The 25,484-nt window shown below is 70.5% G+C and carries 24 protein-coding genes and 2 pseudogenes; 13 read left to right on the top strand and 13 right to left on the bottom strand.

Annotated elements, in window-relative coordinates; genetic code table 11:
- Positions 1 to 885 (bottom strand): annotated as a pseudogene (locus tag IH09_RS28110) (beta-ketoacyl synthase N-terminal-like domain-containing protein); the annotation flags it as partial.
- A 256-nt stretch (positions 886 to 1,141) separates the two neighbouring features.
- Positions 1,142 to 1,993 carry an alpha/beta fold hydrolase gene (locus IH09_RS28105; RefSeq protein WP_052860300.1) on the bottom strand — a complete coding sequence of 284 codons (852 nt, stop codon included), beginning with the start codon at positions 1,991 to 1,993 and terminating at the stop codon, positions 1,142 to 1,144.
- Positions 1,994 to 2,404: 411 nt separating this feature from the next.
- Between IH09_RS28105 and IH09_RS28100 the strand changes: the two genes are divergently transcribed.
- From IH09_RS28100 to IH09_RS28080, 5 genes are all read left to right on the top strand, one after another.
- Positions 2,405 to 2,656, top strand: a complete 252-nt coding sequence (locus tag IH09_RS28100) for an acyl carrier protein (protein WP_052860299.1) — start codon at positions 2,405 to 2,407, stop codon at positions 2,654 to 2,656.
- The gene (locus IH09_RS28095; protein WP_052860298.1) at positions 2,653 to 3,519 is read left to right on the top strand and encodes an SAM-dependent methyltransferase; all 867 of its coding nucleotides are present in this window, start codon (positions 2,653 to 2,655) and stop codon (positions 3,517 to 3,519) included. The genes IH09_RS28100 and IH09_RS28095 overlap by 4 nt, the downstream gene beginning before the upstream one ends.
- A 40-nt stretch (positions 3,520 to 3,559) precedes the next feature.
- Positions 3,560 to 4,885 carry an NAD(P)/FAD-dependent oxidoreductase gene (locus tag IH09_RS28090; RefSeq protein WP_052860297.1) on the top strand — a complete coding sequence of 442 codons (1,326 nt, stop codon included), beginning with the start codon at positions 3,560 to 3,562 and terminating at the stop codon, positions 4,883 to 4,885.
- Entirely contained in the window at positions 4,882 to 5,910 is a 1,029-nt protein-coding gene (locus IH09_RS28085; protein WP_052860296.1) for an SDR family oxidoreductase, read from the top strand. The genes IH09_RS28090 and IH09_RS28085 overlap by 4 nt, the downstream gene beginning before the upstream one ends.
- A gap of 71 nt (positions 5,911 to 5,981) precedes the next feature.
- Positions 5,982 to 6,896 (top strand): SDR family NAD(P)-dependent oxidoreductase, encoded by a 915-nt coding sequence (locus IH09_RS28080; RefSeq protein ID WP_052860295.1) that lies wholly within the window; start codon positions 5,982 to 5,984, stop codon positions 6,894 to 6,896.
- 118 nt (positions 6,897 to 7,014) lie between these two features.
- Here the strand turns inward: IH09_RS28080 and IH09_RS28075 are convergent, their stop codons facing one another.
- Positions 7,015 to 7,824, bottom strand: a complete 810-nt coding sequence (locus IH09_RS28075) for a 4'-phosphopantetheinyl transferase family protein (RefSeq protein ID WP_094792101.1) — start codon at positions 7,822 to 7,824, stop codon at positions 7,015 to 7,017.
- A 10-nt stretch (positions 7,825 to 7,834) separates the two neighbouring features.
- The gene (locus tag IH09_RS28070) at positions 7,835 to 8,152 is read right to left on the bottom strand and encodes a helix-turn-helix domain-containing protein (protein ID WP_094792102.1); all 318 of its coding nucleotides are present in this window, start codon (positions 8,150 to 8,152) and stop codon (positions 7,835 to 7,837) included.
- Positions 8,153 to 8,784: 632 nt separating this feature from the next.
- Here IH09_RS28070 and IH09_RS28065 point away from each other — a divergent pair.
- Positions 8,785 to 9,762, top strand: a complete 978-nt coding sequence (locus IH09_RS28065) for a beta-ketoacyl-ACP synthase 3 (protein ID WP_052860294.1) — start codon at positions 8,785 to 8,787, stop codon at positions 9,760 to 9,762.
- A gap of 249 nt (positions 9,763 to 10,011) precedes the next feature.
- Here IH09_RS28065 and IH09_RS28060 read toward each other — a convergent pair whose 3' ends face one another.
- From IH09_RS28060 to IH09_RS28025, 8 genes are read right to left on the bottom strand one after another with little or no spacing between them, the layout of a single operon-like run.
- Positions 10,012 to 10,824: a TIGR03619 family F420-dependent LLM class oxidoreductase gene (locus IH09_RS28060; RefSeq protein ID WP_052860293.1), complete on the bottom strand. Its 813-nt coding sequence runs from the start codon at positions 10,822 to 10,824 to the stop codon at positions 10,012 to 10,014.
- Positions 10,821 to 12,179 (bottom strand): class I adenylate-forming enzyme family protein, encoded by a 1,359-nt coding sequence (locus IH09_RS28055; RefSeq protein WP_052860307.1) that lies wholly within the window; start codon positions 12,177 to 12,179, stop codon positions 10,821 to 10,823. The genes IH09_RS28060 and IH09_RS28055 overlap by 4 nt, the downstream gene beginning before the upstream one ends.
- Positions 12,176 to 12,694, bottom strand: coding sequence for a beta-ketoacyl-[acyl-carrier-protein] synthase family protein (locus tag IH09_RS28050; RefSeq protein WP_052860292.1), 519 nt, complete (start codon positions 12,692 to 12,694; stop codon positions 12,176 to 12,178). The genes IH09_RS28055 and IH09_RS28050 overlap by 4 nt, the downstream gene beginning before the upstream one ends.
- Positions 12,691 to 13,788, bottom strand: coding sequence for a beta-ketoacyl synthase N-terminal-like domain-containing protein (locus IH09_RS28045; RefSeq protein WP_318279574.1), 1,098 nt, complete (start codon positions 13,786 to 13,788; stop codon positions 12,691 to 12,693). The genes IH09_RS28050 and IH09_RS28045 overlap by 4 nt, the downstream gene beginning before the upstream one ends.
- Before the next feature lie 5 nt (positions 13,789 to 13,793).
- Complete coding sequence (locus IH09_RS28040; protein WP_052860306.1) at positions 13,794 to 14,177, bottom strand: polyketide dehydratase; 384 nt, start codon at positions 14,175 to 14,177, stop codon at positions 13,794 to 13,796.
- Between the two features lie 7 nt (positions 14,178 to 14,184).
- A complete protein-coding gene (locus tag IH09_RS28035; RefSeq protein WP_052860305.1) occupies positions 14,185 to 14,733 on the bottom strand; it encodes an acyl-CoA thioesterase in 549 nt (182 codons plus the stop codon).
- Positions 14,730 to 16,115, bottom strand: coding sequence for an aminotransferase class III-fold pyridoxal phosphate-dependent enzyme (locus IH09_RS28030; protein WP_052860290.1), 1,386 nt, complete (start codon positions 16,113 to 16,115; stop codon positions 14,730 to 14,732). The genes IH09_RS28035 and IH09_RS28030 overlap by 4 nt, the downstream gene beginning before the upstream one ends.
- On the bottom strand, positions 16,112 to 16,381 hold the full coding sequence (locus tag IH09_RS28025) for an acyl carrier protein (RefSeq protein WP_242641000.1): 270 nt from the start codon (positions 16,379 to 16,381) through the stop codon (positions 16,112 to 16,114). The genes IH09_RS28030 and IH09_RS28025 overlap by 4 nt, the downstream gene beginning before the upstream one ends.
- Positions 16,382 to 17,073: 692 nt before the next feature.
- Here IH09_RS28025 and IH09_RS28020 point away from each other — a divergent pair.
- The 6 genes from IH09_RS28020 (at position 17,074) to IH09_RS27995 (ending at position 22,963) form a co-directional block, all read left to right on the top strand.
- On the top strand, positions 17,074 to 17,589 hold the full coding sequence (locus IH09_RS28020; protein WP_052860288.1) for a TIR domain-containing protein: 516 nt from the start codon (positions 17,074 to 17,076) through the stop codon (positions 17,587 to 17,589).
- Position 17,590: 1 nt separating this feature from the next.
- Positions 17,591 to 18,490, top strand: coding sequence for a beta/alpha barrel domain-containing protein (locus tag IH09_RS28015; RefSeq protein ID WP_052860287.1), 900 nt, complete (start codon positions 17,591 to 17,593; stop codon positions 18,488 to 18,490).
- On the top strand, positions 18,487 to 19,269 hold the full coding sequence (locus IH09_RS28010; RefSeq protein WP_052860286.1) for a creatininase family protein: 783 nt from the start codon (positions 18,487 to 18,489) through the stop codon (positions 19,267 to 19,269). Before IH09_RS28015 ends, IH09_RS28010 begins: the two co-directional genes overlap by 4 nt.
- Positions 19,266 to 20,561 (top strand): hypothetical protein, encoded by a 1,296-nt coding sequence (locus IH09_RS28005; protein WP_052860285.1) that lies wholly within the window; start codon positions 19,266 to 19,268, stop codon positions 20,559 to 20,561. The genes IH09_RS28010 and IH09_RS28005 overlap by 4 nt, the downstream gene beginning before the upstream one ends.
- Positions 20,558 to 22,000: an MFS transporter gene (locus IH09_RS28000; RefSeq protein WP_052860284.1), complete on the top strand. Its 1,443-nt coding sequence runs from the start codon at positions 20,558 to 20,560 to the stop codon at positions 21,998 to 22,000. The genes IH09_RS28005 and IH09_RS28000 overlap by 4 nt, the downstream gene beginning before the upstream one ends.
- A gap of 162 nt (positions 22,001 to 22,162) precedes the next feature.
- A complete protein-coding gene (locus IH09_RS27995; protein ID WP_052860304.1) occupies positions 22,163 to 22,963 on the top strand; it encodes an inositol monophosphatase family protein in 801 nt (266 codons plus the stop codon).
- 32 nt (positions 22,964 to 22,995) lie between these two features.
- Here IH09_RS27995 and IH09_RS38025 read toward each other — a convergent pair.
- A pseudogene (locus IH09_RS38025) lies at positions 22,996 to 23,821 on the bottom strand (IS630 family transposase); the annotation flags it as partial.
- Between the two features lie 1,026 nt (positions 23,822 to 24,847).
- Here IH09_RS38025 and IH09_RS27980 point away from each other — a divergent pair.
- Positions 24,848 to 25,321, top strand: a complete 474-nt coding sequence (locus IH09_RS27980) for a hypothetical protein (RefSeq protein ID WP_190233436.1) — start codon at positions 24,848 to 24,850, stop codon at positions 25,319 to 25,321.
- Positions 25,322 to 25,484: the final 163 nt, after the last annotated feature.

The following is a 25,484-nucleotide window of genomic DNA, read 5'->3' as shown; positions in this document are numbered from 1 at the left end:
TGTGCACTCGCCTTGGCGCAGGGCTTGCACGGCGAGGTGCACGCTCACCAGCGATGACGAACAGGCCGTGTCGACAGTGAGAGCCGGCCCCTCGAAGCCGAAAGCGTAGGCGACCCGGCCCGACAGGACGCTGCCCGCGGAGCCGATGCCCCAGTAACCCTCCAACTCGCCGGGGCCGGACCGCGCCACGCTCTCGTAGTCCTGGCCGCTGCTGCCCACGTACACGCCGGTCCGCGACTTCTTCAGGCCGCCGGGGTCGATGCCCGCGTTCTCCAGGGTCTCCCAGACGGTTTGCAGGAGCAGCCGCTGCTGGGGGTCCATCGCCAGGGCCTCGCGGCGCGCGATGCCGAAGAACTCCGCGTCGAAGTCGGCGACCGGGTCGAGGAATCCGCCGGTGCGGGCGTAACTGGTGCCGGGCTGCTCGGGGTCGGTGGAGAAGAGGTTGTCGAGGTCCCAGCCCCGGTCGCGGGGGAAGTCCGCGACGACGTCGCGCCCGGCGGCCACCAGGTCCCACAGGTCGTCGGGGGAGGTCACGCCGCCCGGATAGCGGCAGGCCATGCCCACGACGGCGATGGGGTCATCGTCGGGGTCCGGGCCCGCGCCGGCGTCCGCTGCTTCCGCCGCCGGGGCGTCGTCCTCGGGGTGCGCGAAGCCGAGCAGGCCGAGCAGGTGCTCCGCCACGGCGGCCGCCGTCGGGTGGTCGAAGAGCAGGGTGAGCGGCAGTTCCAGGCCGGTGGCCTGGCTCAGCCGACTGGTCAGCTCCACGGCCGCCAGGGAGTTGTAGCCGTAGTCGCGGTAGGCCATCTCCGGGTCGATGCCGAGCGGGTCCGTGCCCGCCAGGCCCGCGGTCTCCTCGCGGACCAGGTCGAGCAGGGCCGCCGAGCGGCGGTCGGCCGGCAGCCCGGCGAGGCGCCCCGCCACGCCCTCGGCAGCCCCGGACTCCCCGGCCCGCAGGTCCTGGTCCGGCTCTGATCGCCGGGTCCGCTCGTCCATCGGGTCAGCCATGCCGTCCTCCACGTCGTCTCCCTGCGCCCCCGCGCCTCGCCGCCGCTCCCGTATACGGGATACGGCCACAGAGTTCCGTCGTCCGCCCTGGTGGGAGGCCGTCCTCCCGCTGGGAGGCACTCCTTCGGGGAGCCTCCTACGAGGAGGTGGCCTTGCCCGTCAGCAGGAAGGACCGGATGTGCGCGCTGAGCTGTTCCGGCTGGTCCTCGGGAATGAGGGTGTAGCTGTCTTCGATTTCGACGAGCTGGCCCTTGGGCAGCAGCTCGGCGAGCTTGCGTCCGTGCTCGGGCGGCATCACCTTGTCCTCGGCGGCCCACACCACGAGAGCGGGCCGGTCGAAGTCGCGCAACTTTTCGGCCCAGCCGAGAAGTTCACTCTTCGACGGCACTCCGAGCACGTACTTGCGCAGGTCGCGGCGGACCTCCTTGGAGGTCCACAGCGGTTCGAACCAGCCGTTCATCACTTCGTGCGGGACCGGCCGCTTGCTCATCCAGCCCCAGGTCATGGGCAGCCGGCGCATCGGCTTCCACTTCAGCAGCTTGAAGGCGAGGTTTATGCCGCCCGGCAGCTTCGCCGAGGTGAAGAGGTTGCTTCCGGGTACGCCCGGCGGGAAGTTGTCGAACGCCTCGCACGAGGTGATGACGAGGCGCCCGATTCGCTCGTCCCTGCCCTCGGAGACCAGGGCCTGCGCACCGCCCCAGTCGCTCATCACCAGCGTGACGTCGCGCAGGTCGAGCTGGTCGAGGAACTCCGCGACCAGCCGGGCCACGCCCGCGATCGACAGGTCCGCGTCCGGCTTCATCGGCCGGCGGTGACCACCCAGCGGCAACGTCGGTACCACGCACCGGAAGTCGGAACGCAGAGGCGCCACCACGTTCCGCCACAGAGAGCCGTCCATCGCGACACCGTGCAGCAGAACCACGACCGGCCCCTCACCGCCGGTGTCCTGATACTCCACCGTGCCAGCCGAAAGGTCTACCTCAGCCATTTCACATCTCCTCGGAGCTGTACGGGTTCGGGAGGTCGCGAAGGGATGCTCGCACCGGACGCAACACACGATGCCCAGTTGCGCGGTGCGGCAGCCGCCGGACAGGTGAGCCGGGGCAAGCAAAACATCTCGGACTCATTTTCGCCAGCAACAACCAGGCCGAGAACGATCATTGCCCTTAAGGGCAATAGTCGGCCGGCGGACGTCTGGGTACTGTGGCAACTCCCGTGCCGGAGCCGTCCGCCGCAAGATGAAGGACGAGTGCACGGACGAGATACGCCGTGCGGCTTCAGCCCGCGCCCCAGAGGTCATTACTCCGGAATCTCGCCCCCGATTTCCTGGCGCAGCGGCCGGATCGTGGGCTCACAGAACCCCGGTCATCCCATCACCGTACACCGGAAAGGCTGTTCCGTGATCACTGCTGAAGAAGTGTGCGTCCGCATTGCCAAGAAGCTCGGCAGCAAGGCGAATTCGTACACCCTCAACGAGGACACCGCGTTTGACTCCGTGGGCCTGTCGAGCCTGCAGATCGCCGACATCGTCTACACCATCGAGGACGACTTGGAGATCGAATTCGACGAGAGCAAGGCCGCGAGCGTGAAGACGGTTGCGGACCTGGTGAAGCTCGCCGAGGAAACCCAGCAGGGCAGCGCCGCCGCGTGACGGCCATCGATTACCAGGGCGCCACCGCGGAGTCCATCAAGCATCATTACGACGTCTCCAACGACTTCTTCGCGCTGTGGCTGGACACGGACCTCACGTACACATGTGCGCTGTGGGACGAGGGCGACACGCTCGAAAGCGCCCAGAAGCGCAAGCTCGACTACCTCATCGACGGTGCGCGGGCGGCCGGCGCGCGCCGCGTCCTCGACGTCGGCTGCGGCTGGGGAAGCCTGCTCGAACGGCTGGTCCGCGCGCACGGCGTGCAGCAGGCCGTCGGCCTCACCCTCAGCGACAGCCAGGCGGAACGCCTGCGTGAGCTGGCACTTGAGCGCACCGAGGTGCGGGTGGAGAACTGGCTCGACCACGAGCCCGCCGAGCGGTACGACGCGATCATCTCCATTGGCGCCTTCGAGCACTTCGCGCGCACCGGCCTGTCCCGTGCCGAACGGGTCGCCGCGTACCGCGAGTTCTTCGAGCGCTGCCGCGCCTGGCTGCCCAAGGGCGGCAGGATCGCGCTGCAGACGAACATCAAGGGAAACAACGTCCAGATGGACAAGCAGACCGTGCGGGACCTGCTTTTCATTGTCGACATCATTTTCCCGGAGTCTGAGATTCCGGCGCTCTCCGAGGTTCTCGAATCGAGCGAGAAGCGCTTTGACGTCGTCCATCTGCGCAATGACCCGGATCACTACAGCCGCACCTGCCAGGAATGGTTCGACCGGTTGCGGGCCAACCGCGATCAGGCCGTGAAGGTGGCCGGCGAGGAAAACGTCGCCAACTACGAGCGGTATCTGAGTTCCACGGTCGGCCATTTCAGGAACCGTCATCTGGGCCTGTCGAGGATCGTCCTCGAAGCCGTGTGACCGACAGCTCCACCGGCGGGTCCTCTTGAGGAGCACTCATTTGAACGCGTACAAGCATGTCGTCTATTGGCACGACACCGAAAAAGTCACCATCGAGGCTCCTCTCCGGGAACGCGTCGACTGCGACGTCTGTATTGTCGGCGGCGGTTTCACGGGACTCTGGACCGCCTACTTCCTCAAAGAGGCAGAGCCCGCGCTCGACATCCGCATCGTCGAGGCGAACCACTCCGGCTACGGCGCCTCGGGCCGCGCCGACGGATTCGTCACGCCAACCATCGGCAAAGACATCCAAGCTTTGGTGAAGGAATTCGGGCTCCAGCGCGCGCTCGAGGCATCGCAGGCGGTCGGCCGCTCGATCCTGGAAATCGGCCGGTTCGCCCGCAAGAACCGCGTCGACGCGGAGTACGAGGCCAACGACTACCTGATGGTGGCCACCGACGCCGCCCAGCTCAAGCGGCTGGAACACGACCGCGCTCTCGCCGAGCGGATGGGCGCCGCGCAGGCGGAGATCCTCCCGCGCGAGGAGTCCCGGGCCGTCATCGGCTCACCCGCGGTGCTCGGCAGCATGCGCACCGGCGGCGCGCTCGTGAACCCCTTCAAACTCTCCCGCGGCATCGCCCGCGTGGTGCGGGAGAAGGGCGTGACGATCTACGACAAATCGCCCTGCCTGCGCGTGGAACCGGGAGTGCGGCCGACCGTCGTGACCGCCGGCGGGCAGGTCAAGGCCGACAAGGTCGTCCTGGCCACCAACGTCCACATGGACGCCTTCCCGCCGTTCCGCAGGAAGGTCATCCCGATCTGGACGTACGCGATGGTGAGCGAGCCGCTCTCCGACGCGCAGCTGGGACGCGTGAACTGGGAGGGGCGCGAGGGCCTGGTCGAGGCCAAGTCACTGCTGACCTGCGCCCGCTTCACGCACGGCAACCGCATCATGTTCGCCGGCGGCCCGACCCCGTACTACTACGGCAGGGACAAGCGGCAGCGGAACATGAACCGGCCCGAGGTCTACCGGGAGATCCACCGGGAGTTCTTGCGGTTCTTCCCGATGTGGGGCGACGTGGAGTTCAGCTACGCGTACGGCGGGACCGCCGATGTCGTCCGCGACTTCGCCCCGCACTTCGGCAGGCTCGGCGGCGGCAACATCCTGTACGGATACGGCTATTGCGGCAACGGCATCGCGGCCACCCACACCGGTGGCAAGGTCCTGCGCGACCTCACGCTCGGCAAGGACACGGACTTCTCGCGGCTGCTCTTCGTGGACGACGAGCGGCGTAAGCCGCCCGCCGCCTTCCCGCCCGACCCGGTCCTGTTCGCCGGCGCCCGTGCCGTGGCACGGCTGATGGACTGGAAGGACTCCCGCGCATGAGCCGTACCGTGAGCGGCGCGGAAGCTCGCCCCACCGTCCTCCTGACCGGCGCGTCCGGGGTCGTCGGACGCTCCCTCCTGCGGGAGCCGGACGGCCCGCGGTTCGTCGTCGCCACCCACAGCACGCCGGTGCCCGAGGCCGGGGACGCGCGGTCGGTGCGCCTGGACATGACCGCGGAGCGCTTCGGCCTCTGCGAGGACAGCTACGCCGCCCTCGTCGCCGAGGTCGATGTCGTCATCCACTCCGCGGGCCTGACGGAGTGGGGCCTGCCCGCCGAGGACTACCGCCCGATCAACATCGAGGGCACCCGACGGGTTGCGGAGTTCGCCGAACGGGCGGACGCCACCGTCCACTTCATCAGCACGGCGTTCGTCGCCGCGCTCGCGGACACCGCGCCCGTGCCGCTCGGCCCGGACAACGTCTGCCGCAACTACATCAGCTCCAAGCGGGAGGCGGAGCGCGTCCTGCGCGACAGTGGGGTGAGGCACACCGTCTTCCGTCCCACCAACCTCATCGGCGACTCCACCACGGGCTGGACCTCGCAGGGCCAGATCGTGCAGCTGATGTCGGACTGGCTGAGCCGCGGCAGGGCGCCCTTCGTCCCCGCGCACCCGGGCATCCGGATGGACTTCGTCCCGCAGGACCTGCTGTCCAAGGCGGTCCTGCGCGCCATCGAACTGGGCGACGACGCGGGCGAGTTCTGGGTGACGTACGGTCCGGAGGCCATGGACCTGGAGTCCTGCCTGCGGGTGCTGGCCGAGCACGCCGCCGGGCGCGGGCGTTCGCTGAAGCCGCCGCCGGTGGTGAACGCCGACGAGCTCGCCCCGGACGCCATCGAGAACACCGCCCCGCGGACCCGCTCCTACCTGTCCGTCCTGCGCGACGTCAGCGAGGTCACCCGGTGCAGCGGCGGTGTGCTGCCCACCTCCATGCCCGAGCTGCGCGAACGCTATGGCATTCCACAAGTCGACGACACGACGGCTTATTCGAAGAGCTTGGAGTACGCGGCGGAGCACCTCGGCTAGACCGGACGGCCGGGTCACGCGGCCGGAGTGAGCGGCCGGTCCAAGCGGCCGGACGAACGGAAGGACATGCTGTGAACGAGGACTGGAACTCGCCTGACCTGCGCGGCAAGGTGGCCGTGGTCACCGGCGCCAGCCGTGGCGTGGGCCGCGGCATCGCGCTCGCGCTCGGCGCTGCGGGCGCCACCGTGTACGTCACGGGCCGCAGCACTCGGGACGGCGCGCGCACCGAAGGACTGCCCGGCACGGTGGACGACACCGCCGAGGAGGTCACCGGGCGCGGCGGCAAGGGCATCGCTGTGCGCTGCGATCACGGAGCGGCCGCGGACAACGAGGCGCTCGCCGCCCGTGTCCAGGCCGACCACGGCAAGCTGGACCTGCTGGTCAACAACGCCTGGGGAGGCTACGAACGCTCCTCCGAGGTCCGCTTCGACGCGCCCTTCTGGGACCAGCCGATGTGGCGCTACGAACTTTTCGAGACGTCGCTGCGCGCGCAGTACGACGTCACTCGCAGGCTCGTCCCGCTGATGCTGCCGCAGCGGAGCGGCCTGATCGTCGGCATCAGCTTCTCCGACGGCGACATCTACCTCGGCCAGGCCGGCTACGACGTCTTCAAATCGGCGTCCGACCGCCTGTGCCGGGGCTTCGCCGCCGACCTGCGCAAGAAGGGCGTTACGGCGCTCTCCCTGCACCCGGGCTTCGTCCGTACGGAGCGGGTGGAGGCGGCCTGGGAGGCGATGGGCGACGGCCCCGCGTCGGTGGTGCACTCCCCGGAGTACGTGGGGCGGGCGATCGCGGCCCTGCTTGCGGACCCCGAGGTGGTGGAGCGCACGGGCAAGGTGCTCAGCACCGGTGACCTGGCGGTCGAGTACGGCTTTGCCGACGTGGACGGACGGCAGCCGCCGGCGTTCCGCCTGGAGGGCCGGATGAGCCTGGCGACCCGGATGCACCGGTTGAACAAGGTGGTCAAGTCGGCGGCGGAGCGGTAGAGCGGCCGACTCGAAGGTGTCCTGCCCGGCACGCTGTTCATCCCGTCCATCTCTGCCGGGCTCCGCGGCCACGTCTCCCACGCCGGCCAGTCGTCCGGACGTGAGCCGCGCGCTCCAGTCATTCCATCAGCAGTCGGGAGGTACGTATGGTGGGGATCCGTCCCCGTCCCGCGGGACCCTGGAGACGCAGGGCGACGGCCGCGTGACAGCCGTCGGGCGCGGGCACGTCGAGGAGGGCCCAGCCGTCGGGCCCGGGCGGTGCCCAGGCTGGGGCCAGTGCCGCGGCGAGGCCGACGTGGTGGGCGCCGACCCCGCCGGGCAGTCCGGTGCCCATCCCTTTGAGGAACGCTTCCTTGCGCACCCAGCAACCCAGCAGCGCCTCCTGACGCACCGTCGGATGCAGGGTGTCGAGGGCGCGCCGCTCGTCGGGATGCAGGCGCCGGGCCATCCGTTCGAGGCCGCCGCCGACCAGATCCAGGGACTCGATGTCGGCCCCGACCGGCGAGGCGGCCAGCGCGTAGAGCGCGATGTCCCCGGCGTGCGAGAGCGAGAAGTGCACCCCGGGGTGACCGGCGGCGGCGGGACGCCCGTGCGGCTTCTCGCAGCCGGGCATCCCGCACCGCTCGCGGACGAGGGTGACGTCCTGTGGCGCGGTGCCGAGACGGACACCGAGCAGCACGCGCAGCCCCACATGGGAGGTGACGAAGCGCCTGCGCGCCGCTGGGTCCTGGAACCCGGCGGCACGCTTCGCCTCTTCGGGGTCGAGGATCCCGGAGCGCGCGGCGGCTGCCGCGGCGTGGTCCGGAATCCACAGCGTCCACACGTCGACCGCGTCGGTGCTGTCCGCCGTGCCGAGCGGATCGTCCGTGTCGGTGTCGTGAGGTCCGGGCGGCCCGCCTGCCGCCCCTGCCGGAAGGGACTCAGTCATGAAGGTGCCACTACGGTCTGTCGAGGTCCTTCGGATCGGGCCGGAGGTCGTCCGACCACTCCGCGGAGAGGAGTGCGGCCTCCACCCGGGACCGCAGCCCCAGCTTCCTCGTGATGCTGGTCAGATGGGCCTTGACGGTCCGCTCTGCGATGCCGAGCCGGCGGGCGAGCTCCCGGTTCCCCTCACCGTCCGGCAGCACGCTGAACACTTCGAGCTCCCGCGGCGTCAGCACCTGCAGGACGGACCCTTCCACCGATGCCGGGCGGCCGCCACCGCCCCCTATTCGTCTACCGACGCCCCCGCCGACCTGAAGCCTCTCCCCGTGCATGCGTTCTCCAACTCCTTGAGGAAGTCGTCACCGCGGGAGGAACGGGACCGATCTATTGCACACAACCGCTATTCCCCCTTCGACCCGACAGGAAATAAGACAGCACCCGAACCGGCCGACCGCTGTTGTGACGTGCATCACTCGCACTGTACCCCCATGGTGAGGGCCGCCAGTCGGAACTGGATTCCACGCACATGCGCGTCGGTGCGTCCAGGGAGCGTAAGGCGAGGTGGTGCTCCGTTCAAGCCTTCTTCGATGAATTCGGTGGTCGCCATCATAATTGGTCAAGCGCTCAACTGCCACTGCTGACATGCGGGTTCGCCGTGGCGGGTGGCTCGGTCCGGCCCCGCGGTGGTGGTCGCCGAGGGGCGGACGCGCGCCTTTCGGCCTTCGTGCGGAATTCTCCGCAGGGGTGGCGAAAGGCAATCCGCACCGCAATCCGGCCCTTCAATCAGTCCTCCCTCCTCTGGTTCGCGGCCGGGTGCGGAGTCGGATGCGGGTAAGGAAAACTCTTCGTCAAGTGGAATTGACGGCTCCGTGCAAAAAACGCCGCCTGTATTCAGGGTCCCGGAGGGTCGAATTTTTGATGCCCGACGGACCATCCGCCGTCGCAGACAGCTAGAGGTGACCGTATGTCGTCCAATTCATCCGCTCTGACCGGTTTCGGCGCCGCGGCTGGTTCCCGGATCGCGGCCGTCGCCGGCGTCCGCCCCGAACGGGTCGTCGGCAATGAAGAGCTGGGCAGGGGCCTCGGCGTCACGGCCGAGTGGATCGAGCGACGGGTGGGCGTCCGTGAGAGGCGGTTCGCCGGAGCGGAGGAGACCGTCACGGGGATGGCGGCCGGCGCGGCGGCCAAAGCGCTCTCGACGGCGGGTCTCGCTCCCGCCGACATCGATCTGCTGGTCCTGGCCACCTGCTCCATGCCGTCGCCCATGCCGGGCGGCGCGGCATCCGTCGCGGCGCTCCTCGGCGTCCCGCGCATCGCGGCCTTCGACGTCAACGCGGCCTGCGCGGGCTTCTGTTACGCCCTCGGCGTCGCCGACGGCCTCATCCGCTCCCGCACCAGCCGCCGTGCCCTGGTCATCGGGGCCGAGCGGATGACCGACTGGGTGGACCAGGGAGACGTGGACACCGCCACCGTCTTCGCCGACGGGGCCGGTGCCGCGGTCGTCGTCGCCGCGGAGCGGGCGGGGATCCACCCGGTGGAGTGGGGCGGGGATGGCGACAAGGCCGGGCTGGTCGCCATCCCCGACCGGCACGGCAGCGTGACCATGCAGGGCCAGGCCGTCTACCGCTGGGTGACCTCGGAGCTGGCCGCGGTGGCGGCAGCGGCCTGCGCACGCGCCGGGATCGCCCCGGCCGACCTCAAGGGTTTCGTAACGCACCAGGCGAACCTGCGGATGATCGAACGCCTGGCGACGAGCCTCGGCGCCACGAACGCCGCCGTGGCCCGGGACATCGTGGAGACCGGCAACACCTCGGCGGCCTCCGTGCCGTTGGCGCTGTCCCGGCTGATCGACCTCGGCCAGGTCCGGCCCGGGGACGCGATCCTGCTGATGGGCTTCGGTGCGGGCCTCAGCTACGCGGCACAGGTCATCGCCTGCCCCTGACGGGAAGCGAGGCGGCGCGGGCTCGTGCGCGTTTCGCGGAGTGAGCCGTCCAAGAGGTCGGATCACGGCGACCGCACAGAGCCGCGGCAGGCGGCACCCGGCGAACCTTCACCGCCTCCGCCCGCTTCGTGCTCTGCCGCGGAGGGGACTCGCCTCCAGCTTCGCCGTGGCGACCCTCGCCTCCTGGATTCGCCGGGTTCCTGGCCGGCGCTCCGATCGCCGTGGTCTCCCGCCCCCAGCAACGCCCCCCTACCCCCTCACCGCCGCACGTACCGGAGCCAGCAAGGCGATGTCGTCGGTGGTGACGGTGAGGTGGGTGGCGCCGGCGGCGTGCCAGGCGTGGGCGAGGGTGCGCCAGGTGGCCGGTTGGCCGGGGGTGGGGTGGAGGCGGGCTTCGATGCCGAAGGTGGACCAGTCGCGGCCGGCTTCGGTGACCGCCGTGCGCAGGTCGGCGATGAGTGCGCCGCCGCGGTTGACCCGGTTGGCCAGCAGGCCGGACATGGTGAAGCCGTCGGCGAGGGTGGCGATCCGGTGCAGGGAGCGGGGTCTGCCGCCGGTGCGCAGGGTGCCGCCGCCCAGCCAGAGGGGGATCGGGCGCGGCCGGGGGGTGAGGGTGACGCCGGAGAACGCGATGTGCTCGCCGGCGAAATCCGCCGCCGGCCGGGTCCACAGCAGGCGCAGTGCGTGGATCTGTTCCTCGAACAGTGCCGTGCGGGCGCCCGGGGCGACGCCGAGGGCGGCGGACTCGGCGGGATCGGAGCCGATGGCGATGCCCAGCCGCAGCCGGTCGCCGCTGAGGTGGGCCAGTTGAGCTGCCTGTTTGGCGGCGAGCACCACCGGGCGGTGCGGCAGGATCGTCATCGCGGTCGCCAGCTCGATGCGGGTGGTGACCGCGGCCAGGAACGCCACCAGCGTCAGGCTCTCGTAGGCGGGGGCGCTGGACACCAGGTGTTCCGGGACGGACAGGTGGTCGTACCCGAGGCTCTCCGCGGTCACCGCGAACTCGCGGAGTCCGGCGGGTGTCAGGGTCGTCGGGACGGTCCAGCCGAGGCGGAGGGTCATTTGCGGAAGCTCTCCGGGTCGGCGGCGGAGATGAAGACCGCGCGCGGGCGTTCGGCGGGCAGCAGCTGGGAGTTGAGGAGGCGGCGTACCGCTTTCTCTCCGCCGGGGAGGGAGTCGGTGACCGACAGATGGACGTCGAGGACTTGGGTGCCGCCCTCGTCCACCACCTTGGGCACGCAGTGCACCACCCCCGGGATGGCGTGCGCGGCCTGCCGGACGGTGTTCAGCGAGACCTTCTCGCCGCGCAGCACCACGAAGTCCGACAGCCGTCCGTGGAAGGTCAGATAGCCGTCGTCGATCGAGAAGGCGTCCCCGGTGGCGATGGTCCGCGGTCCCAGCAGGACGCGCTCGCTGTGCTGCCCGACTCGTCGCAGCAGTACGGTGCCGGATTCGACCAGCAGCTCGCCCACCTGGTCCCGTACCTCGCGCAGCGACACGCGCACCCCGGGCAGCGGGCGGCCGACCGATCCGTACCGGTGCGCGGGTTCGGCGTGCGCGGCCAGTGTCGACACGCGGGGCCCGGCCTCGGTGAGCCCGTAGGTCAGGTACAGCTCCGCGGACGGCCGCGCGGCCAGCAGGTCCGCGACCTCCGCGGGCGCGAGCCGGTCCCCGCCGACCGCCAGCGCCCGCAGCCCGCGGGGGAGGTGCCCGGGGTCGGCCAGCAGCCGGCGGGCGATCGTCGGGGTCACCGCCGAGTGGGTGATCCCGCGGGCGGTGACCGTGTCGCGGTAGGCGGCCGGCGAGAACGGCGGTCCGTCGAGCACCAGCCGCGCCTTGGTCACGTACGCGGCGAACGCCTGCGCCACGAGCGCGTAGGAGTAGTACAGCGGCAGGTTCACCAGCAGTGTGTCGGCGGAGGTGATGCCGGTGGCCCCGGCGTGCAGGCGGGCGTTGTGCAGCAGCGAGGACACCCGGTGCACGCACGCGCTGAACATCCCCGAGGTGCCGGAGGTGGACAGCAGGATCTCGCCCGGCCGGTAGCGGGTGGCGGGGTGCCCGGTCGGTACGGCGGACGCACCGCCCACCGGCACCCGCGGCCCCGTCCCGGTCAGCCGGGTGGTCACCACCACGCCGGCCCCGATGTGCCCGGCCAGTGCGCGGACCCGCTGCCACGGCGTGCCCGGCGGTACGGCCAGCGGCACCAGGCCCAGCAGCAACGACGCGAGCTGCACGCGCAGCAGCTCGACTCCGTTGGCCAGGCAGAGCACGACCGCGGCGCCCGGTGCCAGGCCCAGTCCGGCGAGGTCCGCCAGCACGTCGTCCACCCCGGCCGGTGCGCGGTCGTCCCGGCCGGCCGGGACACCGTCGACCCGGGTCAGGAAGCCGGCCACCCCGGAGGGGGTGAGGCCGTTCACCGGTCCGCCCCGGCGCCGGTCAGGACCAGGCAGCGGCACATCTGCCCGTCTCCCGCGGTGGCGTACAGGCCGGCCAGGAGCACGTGCCGGGCGTGGCCGTCCGCGAGCCATCCGCCGATCACCGTGAACGCCACGGGGGCGGCCTCGTCCGGGTGCGCCGCCAGCAGCAGCGACGGGCCGCGCAGCCCGTGGCGCAGCGCGGGCAGCCCGGCCAGCACCCCCGGATTGGCGCCGGCGAAGCGCAGCGGCGACACCCGGGACCTCGGCACCGAGGCGGCGATGCGGCGCATCGTCCGCTCGCTCCCGGTCGCGCTCATGACCACGATCCCGGTGTCGTCGGCGGCGTCGAGCACGGGCTCGGCGCAGTCCGCCAGCGCCCGGTCCACGGTCTCGGCGACCAGCCAGGCCGCCGGGTCGGCGTAGAAGGACGGTTTGTTCACCGCGTGGTCGGCCGGGTCCTCGGCGACCACCGTCGCCGAACCCAGCACCCGTGTGCCCGGCGGCACCTGCGTCACGCCCTCACCCCTTCGAACAGCAGACACGTGTTGAACCCGCCGAACCCCAGCGTCAGGCTCAACCCGGCGCCGTCGCCCACGGGTTGCGCCGAGCCCGCGGCCAGCCGCAGCGGTGCCGCGGGGTCGCGCAGCCCGAGGACCGGTGGCACCCGCCGGTGGCGCAGTGCCAGTACGGTCGCCACGGCCTCGATGGCCCCGGTCGCGCCCAGGCTGTGCCCGAACGCCCCCTTGGTGGCGAACATCAACGGACCGTCGTCCCCGAACAGTTCCAGCAGGCTGCGCGCCTCGACCTCGTCGTTGAGCGGGGTCCCGGTCGCGTGTGCGCTGACCACCGCGACATCCGCGGGTGCCAGGCCCGCCGAGGCCAGGCAGCGTTGCATCGCGCGCACCACGGCGCGCCCGGACGGGTCCGGGGCGGTGAGCCCGGCGGCGTCGTTGGCCGCGCCGGCGCCGCGCAGCCGGGCGTACACCCGGGCGCCGCGCTCCCGGGCGGAGTCGGGGTGCTCGATCACCAGGAAGGCCGCGCCCTCGCCGAGCAGCATCCCGTCGTGTGTCCGGTCGAACGCCCGCATACCGGTGGGACTCATGGTGCTCAGCGCGGAATGCCCGAGCCGCTTGGCCTCGGTGACCACGTCCACCCCGCCCGCCACGCAGATGCGCCGCTCGCCCGAGCGCACCAGGGCGTGCGCGACGGCGATCGCGTCCGACCCCGCGGAGCACGCGGTCATGACGCACACCGGTGTACCCGGATGCCCGATGCCCGCCGCCGCGTCGTCGGCCCAGGCGTGCAGCGTCGGCTCCGCCTCGTCCAGGGAGGCGCCGAAGCTGGTGCCCAGCACCAGGCCGACGCCGGGGTCGGCCGTGGCCAGACCGGCGTCCGCGAACGCGGCGGCGAGCGCCCGCCCGGCGAGCACCCGCTGGCGTTCGCCGGGCGGAGTCGCGTACGGCACCGAATCGATGACGGCCGCGACCGTGTTGCGCAGTGGATGCGGCGAGCCGACGGGCGCCAGACCCGAGTCGCCCGCGCACAGCCGTTCCCACACCGCCTCCCGGTCCCGGCCCAGCGGAGTGTCCCAGGCCAGTCCGGTGATCACCGGGGTCACCACGGCCGGGCCCCCGCGGGATCGACCTTCGCCCGGCTCATCGCACCGCGGAACCCGGCGACCGACCGGCCCTCCACGGTCACCGCGGCGGAGAAGGTGAAGGTGTGCCCGGACAGCCGGTCCGCGCGTACATCGAGAACGACCTGGTCGCCGGGCACGACCGGGGCGAGGAAGCGGGACTTGACCGTGCCGACCAGGGTCACCTCGTCGTCGGCGAGCGGGGCGCTGCTCAACTGGTAGAGCAGCACGCCGGACTGGGCGAAAGCCTGCATGGTGTGGCTGCCGGGCAGGATCACCCCCGGGGTCAGACCGCGCTCGGGCAGATGCCCGGACAGCGCGCCCATCTCCGCGGAGACGGCGAACATACTGCGCAGGAACACACCGGGCTCATGGTCCAGCACCCGGTCGATGAACAGCCGGGGATGGCGTCCGCGCACCAGGGCGGCGATCGCCGAGATCCCCAGCGGCCGGGCCGCGCGGACCGCTGCGGGAGGGGGTGCCGATTCGTTCGTGTGCCGCATCCGGGACGATTCCTCTCAGGGCCTGTCGCAGCGGCGCCGGCAGGGGCACCGCGCGCCGGGTGTCGGGGTCGACGGCGGCGAAGACGAGGGTGCCGGTCACCAGCGGGGTGCGGTCGCCGTCCCCCTCCTCGCGCAGCAGATCCACCGCGAGCGTGAACCAGGCCGCGCCGACGTGGCCGACCCGGGTGTCCGCGACGATCACGTCGCGGTACACGGCGCTGTGGAGATAGGTCACCCGCAGGTCGGCGGCGACCAGGTCGACGCCCGCCGCGCCGAAGGCGGTCAGACCCGCGCCGTGCGCTTCGAGGTGCTCGGTGCCCGCGGTCTCCATCAGGGAGGTGTAGCGGGAGAAGTGCACGATCCCGGTCGCGTCGGTGTCGACGTGCTCGACCCGGGTGCGGAACTCCGCGCTCACCACAGCGACCGGGCGCCCGCCGCCACCCGCTCCGCGATCTCGGTGGCCTGCGCCCCGTCGGCGATCAGCGGCAGCACGATCCGCAGGGTGGGATGGACGTAGCGCCGGCCGCCGGATCGTTTCCCCGCGCCCGCCATGAACTCCGCGTACACACCCGCCTCGATCAGTGCCCTGCGCAGCGCGCCGATCCGGTCCGCCGCCGCGGCGGTCAGTTCCACGCCGAGCATGACCCCGGTCCCGCGGACCTCGGTGAACACGTCCGGGTGGCGGTCCACCAAGGCGGTGCGGAGGAGTTCGGCCAGGTCCACGCCGACGTCGGCCGACCGCCGCAGCAGCCCTTCGGCCTCGATGTGCTCGATACCGTCACGGATCACCGCGCAGTTCAGCGGCCGCAGATCGGAGGTGGTCACGGCGCCGGAGGAGCGGACGGCCAGATCCTCGCGGGCGATCACCATCGAGGTGGACACCGCGCCCATGCCCAGGTATTTGCCGATGACGGTGATGTCGGTGGGCACCGGCCCGTCCGCGTCGCGCATGGCGAACCAGCTGCCGGTCTTGGCGAACGTCAGCACCTCGTCGGCGACGAGCAGCACCCCGTCGGCCGCGCACCGCCGCGCGAGGTTGCGCAGGTAGCCGGGTGGCGGCAGGAGGATGCCCGCGTCGCCCTGGATCGGCTCGACCACCACGGCCAGCAGCCGGTCGGCGGACGCGGCGAAGTACTCGGCCAGGGCGTCCGGGTCGCCGAACGGGATGTGCTCGACCCGGACGCCGTACGGGCCGGCGGTGTCCGTCGCGGGCAGTCCGGCCCGGTAGTGCCTGCGGTTGAGCAGCTGCACCAGCCCACCGGTCCAGCCGTGCCAGGCGCCCTGGAACGCCAGGATGGTGTCGCGCCGCTCCTTGCCCGGACGGTGGCGCAGCCGCCGGCCGTCGAACCGGGACTCCAGTACGAGCCGCAGCGCCAACTCGTTCCCCTCGGAGCCGGAGTTGCGTCCGCTGACGTGGTACCGCCCCGTGGGGAAGTGGCCGGTCCACAGCCCGCCGGGGCCGAAGAGCCGGTCGAGGAGTTCCGCGCGTTCCAGTGAGCCGAGTTCGTCGGTGACGTTGCCGACCCCGGTGCCGCGCGCCAGCGCCGCTCGCACGACCGGGTGGGCGCCGCCCAGGGCCGCGCTGGCGTAGCCGGCGCCGGCGTCCAGCAGCCGCAGCCGCCTGCCCCGGTGTTCCGGGCTCAGGTCGACCACGTCGAGCTCCAGGCCGCGCCCGCCCACGCAGGCGAACGGCAGCCGCGCCGCCCCGTAGTGGTTGAGGTGCAGGTCCGTGCCGCGCGCCAGCACACCGGCCGGGTCCCCGGTGCGGTCGTCGCGGGTGACCGGGACCGTGCTCACGCGGTGGTCGGGGACTGGTCGGCCCCCGACAGCCGCTCGACCAGGGCGAGTACATCGCCGAGGGTGGACAACTCCCCGGCGGCGACGGCCTCGTCGGGGATGTCGATGCCGAACGCCTCCTCGCACTGCACGCGCAGCTCCACGAAGCCGAGCGAGTCCATGCCGTAGCTCTCGCGCAGGCTGTCGTCGAGCTGCATCTGGTCGACCGGCACCTCCACGAGGACATCGGTACGCAGAATTCGTTTGATGGTCTGCAAAGAGTTCACCAGAACTTTCCCCTCTGGGTGGGTTCATCTCTGGGTGGGTTCATCCGAAAGGCCACGGCCGGACGTTCGGTGCGTGGAAGAGGCGGATGGGATCGCGGCAGCAATGGGGCCGGAAGCGAGCCGGTGCCCGCCGGAAAAAGGCGGCGCCAGCCATTCATGCCTATCGACGTTAGGTGAGGTTTTATCGCCTGTCAACGTGGCCTCCGATTTTACTTATCATTCTCCTTTCGGTGTTGGTGCCGAAGGCGTTTGTGCGTGAGTTCGCGGTATTCCGGCCGTTTGTGGACCATGGCGGAAATGGCCGGGGGAGAGATTCCCACAGACTGCCGCTTTGCGCCCGTGAACTGGCCTTTCGGGCACTTCCCGGGGGTGGCCGAATCAATTTTTCCGGTCGACCGATTTGTGCCTTTTGTTCCATTTGACCAACATCTCCGTCTGGCGAAGATGTTGCTTGTGGTGCCGAATCGCCCCGGCCTAGCCTTGGCTCGTCTATTTGCCTGCCGGGTGGACGCGGAGTGCGGGACGAGCAGGCAACCGGGTGCCCGACACCGTCGCTCCCCGTACCCGGAATCCCCTGCGATTCACTGCAAGCGCATTATGTGATTGCGCTGCCTTTTCCCTCTTTCCGGTGACCGAAGTCCGCCCGAATGTACGGTCGTCGGCAGACTCTTTCGAAGGAGCCTCGAAAAGTCATGAGTGTCACCCCGGACGCCCTGCGCGGCGTCACCCTGTTCGTCGGCGGCCCGATCCAGCACGCCCTGGTGCCCGGCGGGATGGCGGCACCGATCCGCGACTGCCTGAGCCTGGCCATCGACCAGGCGCGGCGGGCCGGCGCCACCGTGCTGTCCGCGCACGTGGCCGAGCGCTTCGGCGCCGACACCGCGCTGTTCACCCCCGAGGAGGTGTCCGTGCGCGACTACACATGGATGCGCGAGTGCGATGTGTTCGTGCCGGTACTGCCGGTGCTCGACGGCACCCTGCTGCGCACGGACGGCACGCACATCGAACTGGGGTGGGCCAGCGCGCTGGGCCGCCCCATCGTGGGCATCACCGACCAGCCCTTCGCCGAATCGGCCAGCCACCTCCTCAAGGGGCTCGCCCAGGTCGCCGTCGCCACGTTCCTGTCCGCCACGGAGCTCGCCGCGGGCCCGGAACCGCTGGTCGACGGTGTGCTCACGGCGCTGGGCCGGACCAGGACAGCGGTCTGACGTGGCGGCCGCGACACAGGTGCTGGGGCTGGACCTGGCCAATCCGGTCGTGGTCGGCTCCGGTCTGCTCACCGACCAGGAGCGCAACATCCGCAAACTGCTGACCACCGGAGCGGGCGCGGTGGTCACCAAGACCATCCACCCCAACCCGCCAGCCGGCCTGGACGAGCGCATCATCCGGCTGCCCACCGGCATGATCAACAGCACCACCTACTCCAAACGGTCCGTCAGCCACTGGATGGACATCCTGCGCGGCCTGGCACGGGACCGGCTGCCGGTCATCGCGTCGCTGCACGCCGACACCCCGGCGGAACTGGCCGAGTTGGCGGCCCGCGCGGCGGCGGCCGGCAGCCGGGCGCTGGAACTGGGCATCTCCTGCCTCAATGAGGAGGACGGCCTCCACGACACCCCCGAGCGGGTGCACGCCTACACCGAGGCGACCCGCGCCGCGGTCCGGGTGCCGTTCTCGGTCAAGCTGGCCAGTGGTGAGGGCCTGCACGACCGGGCGTTCGCCGCCGCACGGGCCGGCGCGGACGCGGTGACCATCAGCGACACCCTGCCCGCCGCCGTCGTACACCCGGAGACCGGCGACCTCCGGCTCGGCGGCGTCTTCGGCTACTCCGGACCGGGCATCAAACCGCTCGTGCTGGCCTCGCTGTGGCAACTGCGCCGAACCGGGTTCACACTGCCCGTACTGGCCTCCGGCGGTGTGCAGTCGGGCCGGGACGTGCACGACTACCTGGGGGTCGGCGCGGTGGCGGCCCAGGTGTACACCGCGCTGCACACCGACATGTACCTCACGCTCGCCCGGATCGTGACCGAGACCGCGGGCCCCGGGAGCACCGGCCGCGGCGCCGGACCCGTCACCGAAGCGGGCCGGTCCGAGCGGGTGCGGTCATGACCCCCCGGTCGGCCGGGCCGCAGCTGTGCGACCTGAGCAGCGCCGAGATCCTGGCGGCCACCGCCGGGCGGACCGTGGTGTGGCCGGTCGGGTCCATAGAGCAGCACGGCCCGCACCTGCCGCTGTCCGTGGACACCGTCCTGGCCGACGCATTCGCCCGGCAGATCGCCTACGAACTGACCGCCCTGACCCTGCCGGCGCAGTCCATCGCGGCACGGTCGCTGCCGCAGAGCGGAGGCGGACTGGCCTTCCCCGGCACCGTCCATGTGCGCGGCCAGTCCCTGCTGGCCTTCCTGGTGGACGTGCTGGAGTCGCTGTGCGCCCTGCCGTGGCACCAGTTGCTGGTCGTCAACGGCCACTTCGAGAACGAACCGTTCCTGTTCGAGGCCCTCGACGAGGTGGGCCGGCGGCCGGCGGCCGCGGGCAAGGAGTTCATCGCGCTGAGCTGGTGGAGCCTGGTCGACACGGAGTGGCTGGCCGGGCGGGTGCCCCTCTTTCCGGGGTGGCACGCCGAGCACGCGGGGATCACCGAGACCAGCCTGATGCTCTACCTCCGTCCGGACCTGGTCTCGGCCGCCCGTCCCGACCACACCGACCCGCCCCGCCCCGGGGTCTACCTGCACCCCGTCGACGTGACCCGCACCACCAACCAAGGCGTCCTGTCCAGCACTTCGGGTGCCACCGCCGCACTGGGCCAGGACCTCTTCTGGCACGTCGTCTCGGCCGCGGTCGACCTGGTGACAGAGGGCAGCGGACTGCTGCGCGAGGAGCGAACATGACCACACCCACCCTCTGCGTGAGCAACGCCGTGGACACCCTGCGCGACTTCGCCGTCCGCGCCGACGGCGTCGAGGAACTGCTGTCGGAGTGCTACGCCCAGCAGGACCAGGCCCTGTACTGGGGGCCGTTGGACAAAATGCTCATCACCTACGAGCCGATCGGCGACCTGGACTGGCAGCGGAAGTTCCTGGAGATCGACGGCGTGGTGAACCTCAGCCCGGCGGGCCGGACCGGCTCACTCTTCGCCGACACGCTCGCCGATCCCGGGCTGATGGCCGCCGTGGCCGCCCACGCGGGGCCGGGGCGCAGGCTTCGGCTGATCCCGCACACCACCACCGCCGACCTGTGGCGGTTCGCCGAGACCCTGCGCACCCGGTACGGCATCGTCGTCGAACTACCGGAGAGCCCGCCGCGGCAGGACGTGCGCGACCTGCTGGACACCAAGACCGGCCTGCGCGACCTGGCCACCGACCTCGGTATGACCGACGGGCCCTGCCGCATCCCGCCCGGTACGCACTGCACCGGGATGCGGGAGGTGCCGGCGGCGGTGCGGAGCATGCTCGCGACGGGCACGCCGTGCATCGTCAAGGCGGACCGCGGGGAGGCGAGCCTCGGACTGCTGATCTTCCGCCCCGGCGCCGACGACATCACCGAACGCCTGGCCGCGAGCACGTTCTACGGCGAGGAGCCGGTGGTGGTCGAGGAGTTCCTCGACGGCGACATCACCTTCCCGTCCGTGGAGTACATGGTTCCCGAGGACGCCCCGCCCCACCTCTGCTACACGACCGACATGCTGTTCGAGGGCGCCACCCACCTGCGCGGCAACGTCACCGCGCGGGAACTGCGCGACGAGTGGTGGTACCGCCCGCTGACCAGGGGCGGACTCCGGCTGGCCGGGGAGATGCAACGGCGCGGCTACCGCGGGCGCTTCGGCATCGACGCCATCGCCCGCGACGGCGTCGTCTACATGCACGACCTCAACGCCCGCCGCACCGGGTCGAGTCATGTGCACGAATTCGGCGCCCACCTCATCGGCCCCGGCTACCTCGACACCCACGCGGTCGGCAACTACGACTTCTACGGCCTGCCGGCCGGGCTGGAGCTGCCGGAAGTGCTGCGCCTGCTCGGACGGTTGGTGGCCTCACCCCGGCACGCCGACCGGGGTGTGGTGCCGACCGAGCTGACAGACCTGCGAACTGGCAGACTGAGCTGCATGTTCTACGCCCCGAGCCTGGCCGAGTTGCACGAACTGATCGTCGGAGCCAGGGCGGCTCTGGACCTCGGCCGGTGACCAGCACGCTGCCCGTGGTCGGGGCGGCCCGGCGCTGGCTGGTACTGACCGTGGTGCTGCTGTGCTTCCTGCCGGCCGCCATGGACGTCACCATCCTCACCATCACCGTCCCGACCCTCGCCGACGAACTGCACGCGTCCCCGACCGAACTGCTGTGGACAGTGGACGTGTACTCGCTGCTGATGGTCGGACTGGTGCTGGTCAGCGGGCCGTTGGGCGACCGGATCGGACACAAGCGGCTGCTGCTTGCCGGGCTCGCGGTCTTCGGCGCGGCTTCGGTGCTGTGCGCGACGGCACCGGGACCGCAGGCCCTGATCGGCGCGCGGGCGGTGCTGGCCGTCGGCGCGTCGATGATCATCCCCGCCACGCTGGCCCTCATTCGGCAGACCTTCGGCGACGGCCGCGACCACGCGGTGGCCATCGGGGCGTGGAGCGCGGTCGCCGCCGGGGCGTCGGCGCTGGGACCGGTGGCGGGCGGCTTCCTGCTCCAGCATTTCTGGTGGGGCTCGATCTTCCTCGTCAACCTGCCGGTCGTGGCGCTGGCCATCCCCACCGTGGCGCTGCTGCTGCGCAACGAGGTCGAGTCCGAACGGCAGCCCTGGGAAGCCACCTCGCCGCTCCTGTCGATCGTGGGGTTCCTGAGCAGCGCCTACGCCATCATCGCCTTCACCCACGACGACGTCGAACCGCCGGAGGTGGTGCTGCCGGCCGCGCTGGGCCTGACCGCACTGGTCCTGTTCGTCCGGCGGCAGCGGCGTATGACGCACCCGATGCTGGACCTGTCCCTGTTCCGGCTGCCCCCGCTGCGCGCCGGGGTGGTGGCCTCGGTGCTGCCGGTGCTGGTGATGGTCGGCTTCGAACTTCAGCTGGTGCAGTACCTCCAGTTCGCCGAGGGCCTGTCGGCGGAGGCCGCCGCGCTGTACCTGATCCCGATGCCGGTGGCCGCGACGGTGGCGGGACCGGCGGGCGGATTCATCCTCTCCCGGCTGGGACGACCGGGCGCGGGCGTGCCCGCCGGTCTGCTGCTCGCGGTGGCCGGGTACGTCCTGGTCGCGTCCGGCACGGTGGTCCCGCTCGGCCTGGCCCTGATCGGGTTCGGCCACGGCCTGGTCCAGATGGTCGCCTCGAACCTGATCATGGCCACCGCGCCCTCCGCCCAGGCGGGCGCGGCGGCGGGCATCGAGTCCGTCGCCTACGAGGCCGGCGCCGGCCTGGGAATCGCCGTCTTCGGCACGGTCACCACCGTGGCCTACCGGCTGTTTCTCCCCCCGGGCACGTCGTCCTCCCCGCTGAAAGCGGGTGACTCCCCGGAAACGGCCCAGGCACTGACCGAGGCGTTCCACACCATCACCTGGCTGGCCGCCGCCCTCACCCTGGCCACGATCTTCCTGGCCGCCCAGAAAGCTCCGGCTGTTGACGCTCCGCCTGCGGGGGTCTGAGGAGGTTTCCGGGGGCGGCCTGGGTTTTCGTCATGCGGGTGACGGTGACGGTGACGGTGACGGTGACGGTGGCGGGGGAGCGGGCGGGGTGTACGAGTTCCGTTAGTGCTGTGACCGGGAAGGTTCGCCGGGGTGGTGGCTCGCCTCGATAGCCTGCACGGCGTGATCAACTCATACGCGAGTTCTGACGATGCTGCAGTCGCGATAGCCGGGGCGCAGGCCGGCGCGGATGTGGTCCGTGACATGTACGGCCAGTGGCTCAGCCGCATCGAAAAGGGTGCCGGGGACTTTGCCACCGCCGCCGATGTCGAGGCCGAGAAGGCGATCCTCGGTGTCATCCGTGCCGCGCGGCCCGAAGACGCGGTGCTCGGCGAAGAAGGCGGGCAGCAGGGTGCCGCCGACGCTGTGCGCCAGTGGTTGGTGGATCCCCTGTGCGGCACGCTGAACTACGCCGTCGGCAACATGCTGGTGGCCGTCAACGTGGCGCTGCGCGATGGGCCGGCCGCAGTGGCCGATCCGTTCAGCGGCGAGGTTTTCTTCACCGACGGGGAGACCGCCCGGGTGCGGCATGACGGGGCCGACGACGCACTACTGACGCCCACGCCCGCTACGCGGTTGGTGGACGTCAACCTGGATCCGCCGTTCCCGGGTGCGCCGGGATTCCGGGCGGTGGATCTGCTGGCCCACCCTGAGTTCGTCGAGCGTTTCCGGCCGCGGGTCGTGTCCACGACGCTGGCGCTGGCCTGGGTGGCTGCCGGCAAGCGGGCCGCGTATGTCACCGATGGCGGCAACCTCTCCAGGAGTGTGCATTTCGCGGCCGGCATCGCTCTGTGCCGGGCTGCCGGCTGCGTTGTCACCGGCATCGACGGCACCCCGATCGGTGCGGCAGGCCGCGGGCTTGTGGTCGCCGCCGACGACGAGACCCACGGGCTGCTGATGTCGATGATCCGCAGCCGAAGCTAGCGCTGTGCTCGCATGGGTTTCGCCGGGCTGGGTCAGGCTGCGACTTGGAGGGGCTTGCCGCCCCGGCGGATGCCCTTCTCGCTGCGGATCCGGGCACGTTCACGGCGTTGAGTAGCGAGGACGTCTGGGTGGCGGGGCGTTGGCGTTGCGCCAGCGCAGGCAGGCGTGGAGGGCTTGCGTCCGGGCGGTGTGGCTGCGGTGGTGGGAGTTGGCGACGGTGAACTGCCGCAGCGGTCCGAAGTGAGCCTCGATCGGGTTAACCCAGGACGCGTAGGCCGGGGTGAAGCACAGGTTGACGTTGTTCTTCTTCGCCCAGCGGCGGATGTCGGCGCCTCTGTGCGCGGACAGGTTGTCCAGGATCACGTAGATCGGGGCGCCGTCGGGCCGGGTGGTCCGGATCGACTTCAGCGCGGCCGGGGTGTTCGCGGCACCCTTCTTGCGGCGGTTGACGTCCTACCGGGTGTCGTCGCCGATCGAGTAGCAGCCGTGGAAGTAGCGCACCCCGTGGGTGCGGTGGTAGGGCGCGGGATGCCGCTCCGGGTGGCCTTGCTCGGACCGGCACGACCCGGCAGTCGGTCGGATTCCGAGCGGCCCGAACTCGTCGAACGCGAACAACCGGTCCGGGAAACGTTCCCGCACCTCCTCGATGCGGTCCAGCTTGGTGCCGCGCTCGGGGTTGGGCGATTCCTTTCAGGTCTTGGTCCGTTGGAAGGTGACGCCGCGGCGGGCGAGCAGGCACCGTAACGCCTCGCGGCCGATCCGGATCGCGCGGTCGTGCGCTTTCCGCAGGCAGACGGCGAGTTTGCGCATGGACCAGCGGGTGAAGGGCCGGCCGAGTTTGGTCGGGCAGGTGGTAGCCGCGAGGAAATCCGCTACCGCTACGACGCCGACGGCGACAAACTCCGCACTCACGGCAGTACCACCTTCTACCTTCCGGGCGACAACGAACTCTGTGATAATTACGGCGGCTAATGCCACCTGCACTCATGGAGGCAAGCTGAGACTGTGCACTCTCGCCCTCGCCGCAGTGCAAGCTCTTGCCTGTGCGTGCCCGATGAATAACCGGATAAATGGAGCATGCGATATGAGAAATATGCCGCCATGGCGATACCTGTTACCCGGTATAGCCCTCACTCTGGCGGTCTTCTTCCTGTGCAGGTCGCTGCCGAGTCCACTCAATGTCGTTGTCCCGATCTTCTGCGCAGTAACCCTTGGGATCGCGACCCGAGAAATCTGGAGGTAACGCTGGGATGCTCCCAGCTCCGCCCCTGTTTCCGGTCGAAGGCATCGCGCACTCTTCCTTGTCGGTGGACTTTACGAGATGATGGGGGAGAGGGGTGAGGTTTTGTTTCTTATTTTTACAGGAACGGCCGCGTTTATTGCCGGCCTGGCGCTACTCGTGAACTTCAAGGGAGTGTCCGACCGGCTGTTTGAATTCATTTCGCAAACCTACTGGACAGGTTCGGGCGGGCCCGGGGTGCTTCGGGTGGTTGGCGGTGGGGGCGTGCTTGTGGGTGTCGTTCATATCGCGGGAGGGGTTTCTGCGGTCCTTTGAAAAGGTGGGCAGAAGAGGGGCGGTTCGCCATCGACAGCATCACGTCCCTGCCGCGGTGGCCTGCGGCGTCTGGGCGGCAATCAATAGCTCGGCTGGATGAAGTTGCCGAATATGGAATGGGTTCCGACCGCCGCCTACCTCAAAAATGCCGTCTGCGCCGGCGCCGCTGGCGGTTTTAGCTCCTTCCTGAATTCGAAAGCCGGGTGCTGCTCATGATTCCTCAGCCAAGGTCGGCTAAAAGGGGCGGCGGTGGGATTATCGTCGCACGCCGTCGCTCAGGCGAGAGGCACCTCCGCAGGGCCGGTACCGTGGTCGTGGCCTGGTTGGCGATGGCTTTCTTCGTGCCGCTCCTTGTTCTGGTGGGGCTCGGAATTTCGGATCAAGGGGTGTCGGCTCAAGCTTTTGCGCTCTCGTTCGCGGCTACCTTCTGCGGGATATGCGCAAGAGCCTCTCTGCATCCGCGACTGATCTTGCGGGCGGACGGCACGCTGGAGAATGTGGGAGTTGTCGTTTCACAGACGACCAGCTGCGCCGGCATCCATAAGGTTTCCTTGCAGCGTGGAGGCGTCGTGCTGCACATGGATGAGGGGGAGCAATGGGTTTGGTCATTCTCGCCGAGCCTCTTCGGCAGGAGGTCGGGAAGGCAGGCGAGGAGCGAGATCCTGCACTGGGCGCAATCGCGTGAAGTTACCGCACACCGCACCGTAGTTACACGCCGTTCTCACGCCTTCTATTTTAGTGACATTCTGCTTGTTGCGTTTCCGCTTTGCTTCATCGCAGCGGCCCTCGTCGGCGGCATCTGAGGGGAGGCCCCGGAGAGCGCGGCGGCTCCGGGGATGAGGGTTCGCAGGGGAAGCCGGTACGGAGCAGGTCTTGGTGTTTCGCGCCGTCGGGGATGGCCTCACCGAGTGCGGATTCCCCGCCTGTGCGTGCCCATTGGCCCCGTCGCTCGGCGAAGGGGCCCGC

Source organism: Streptomyces celluloflavus, assembly GCA_000720995.1.
Taxonomy (GTDB): domain Bacteria; phylum Actinomycetota; class Actinomycetes; order Streptomycetales; family Streptomycetaceae; genus Streptomyces; species Streptomyces celluloflavus.
Note: the sequence above shows the minus strand (reverse complement) of the source record. Positions and strands in the feature narration are given on the sequence as shown.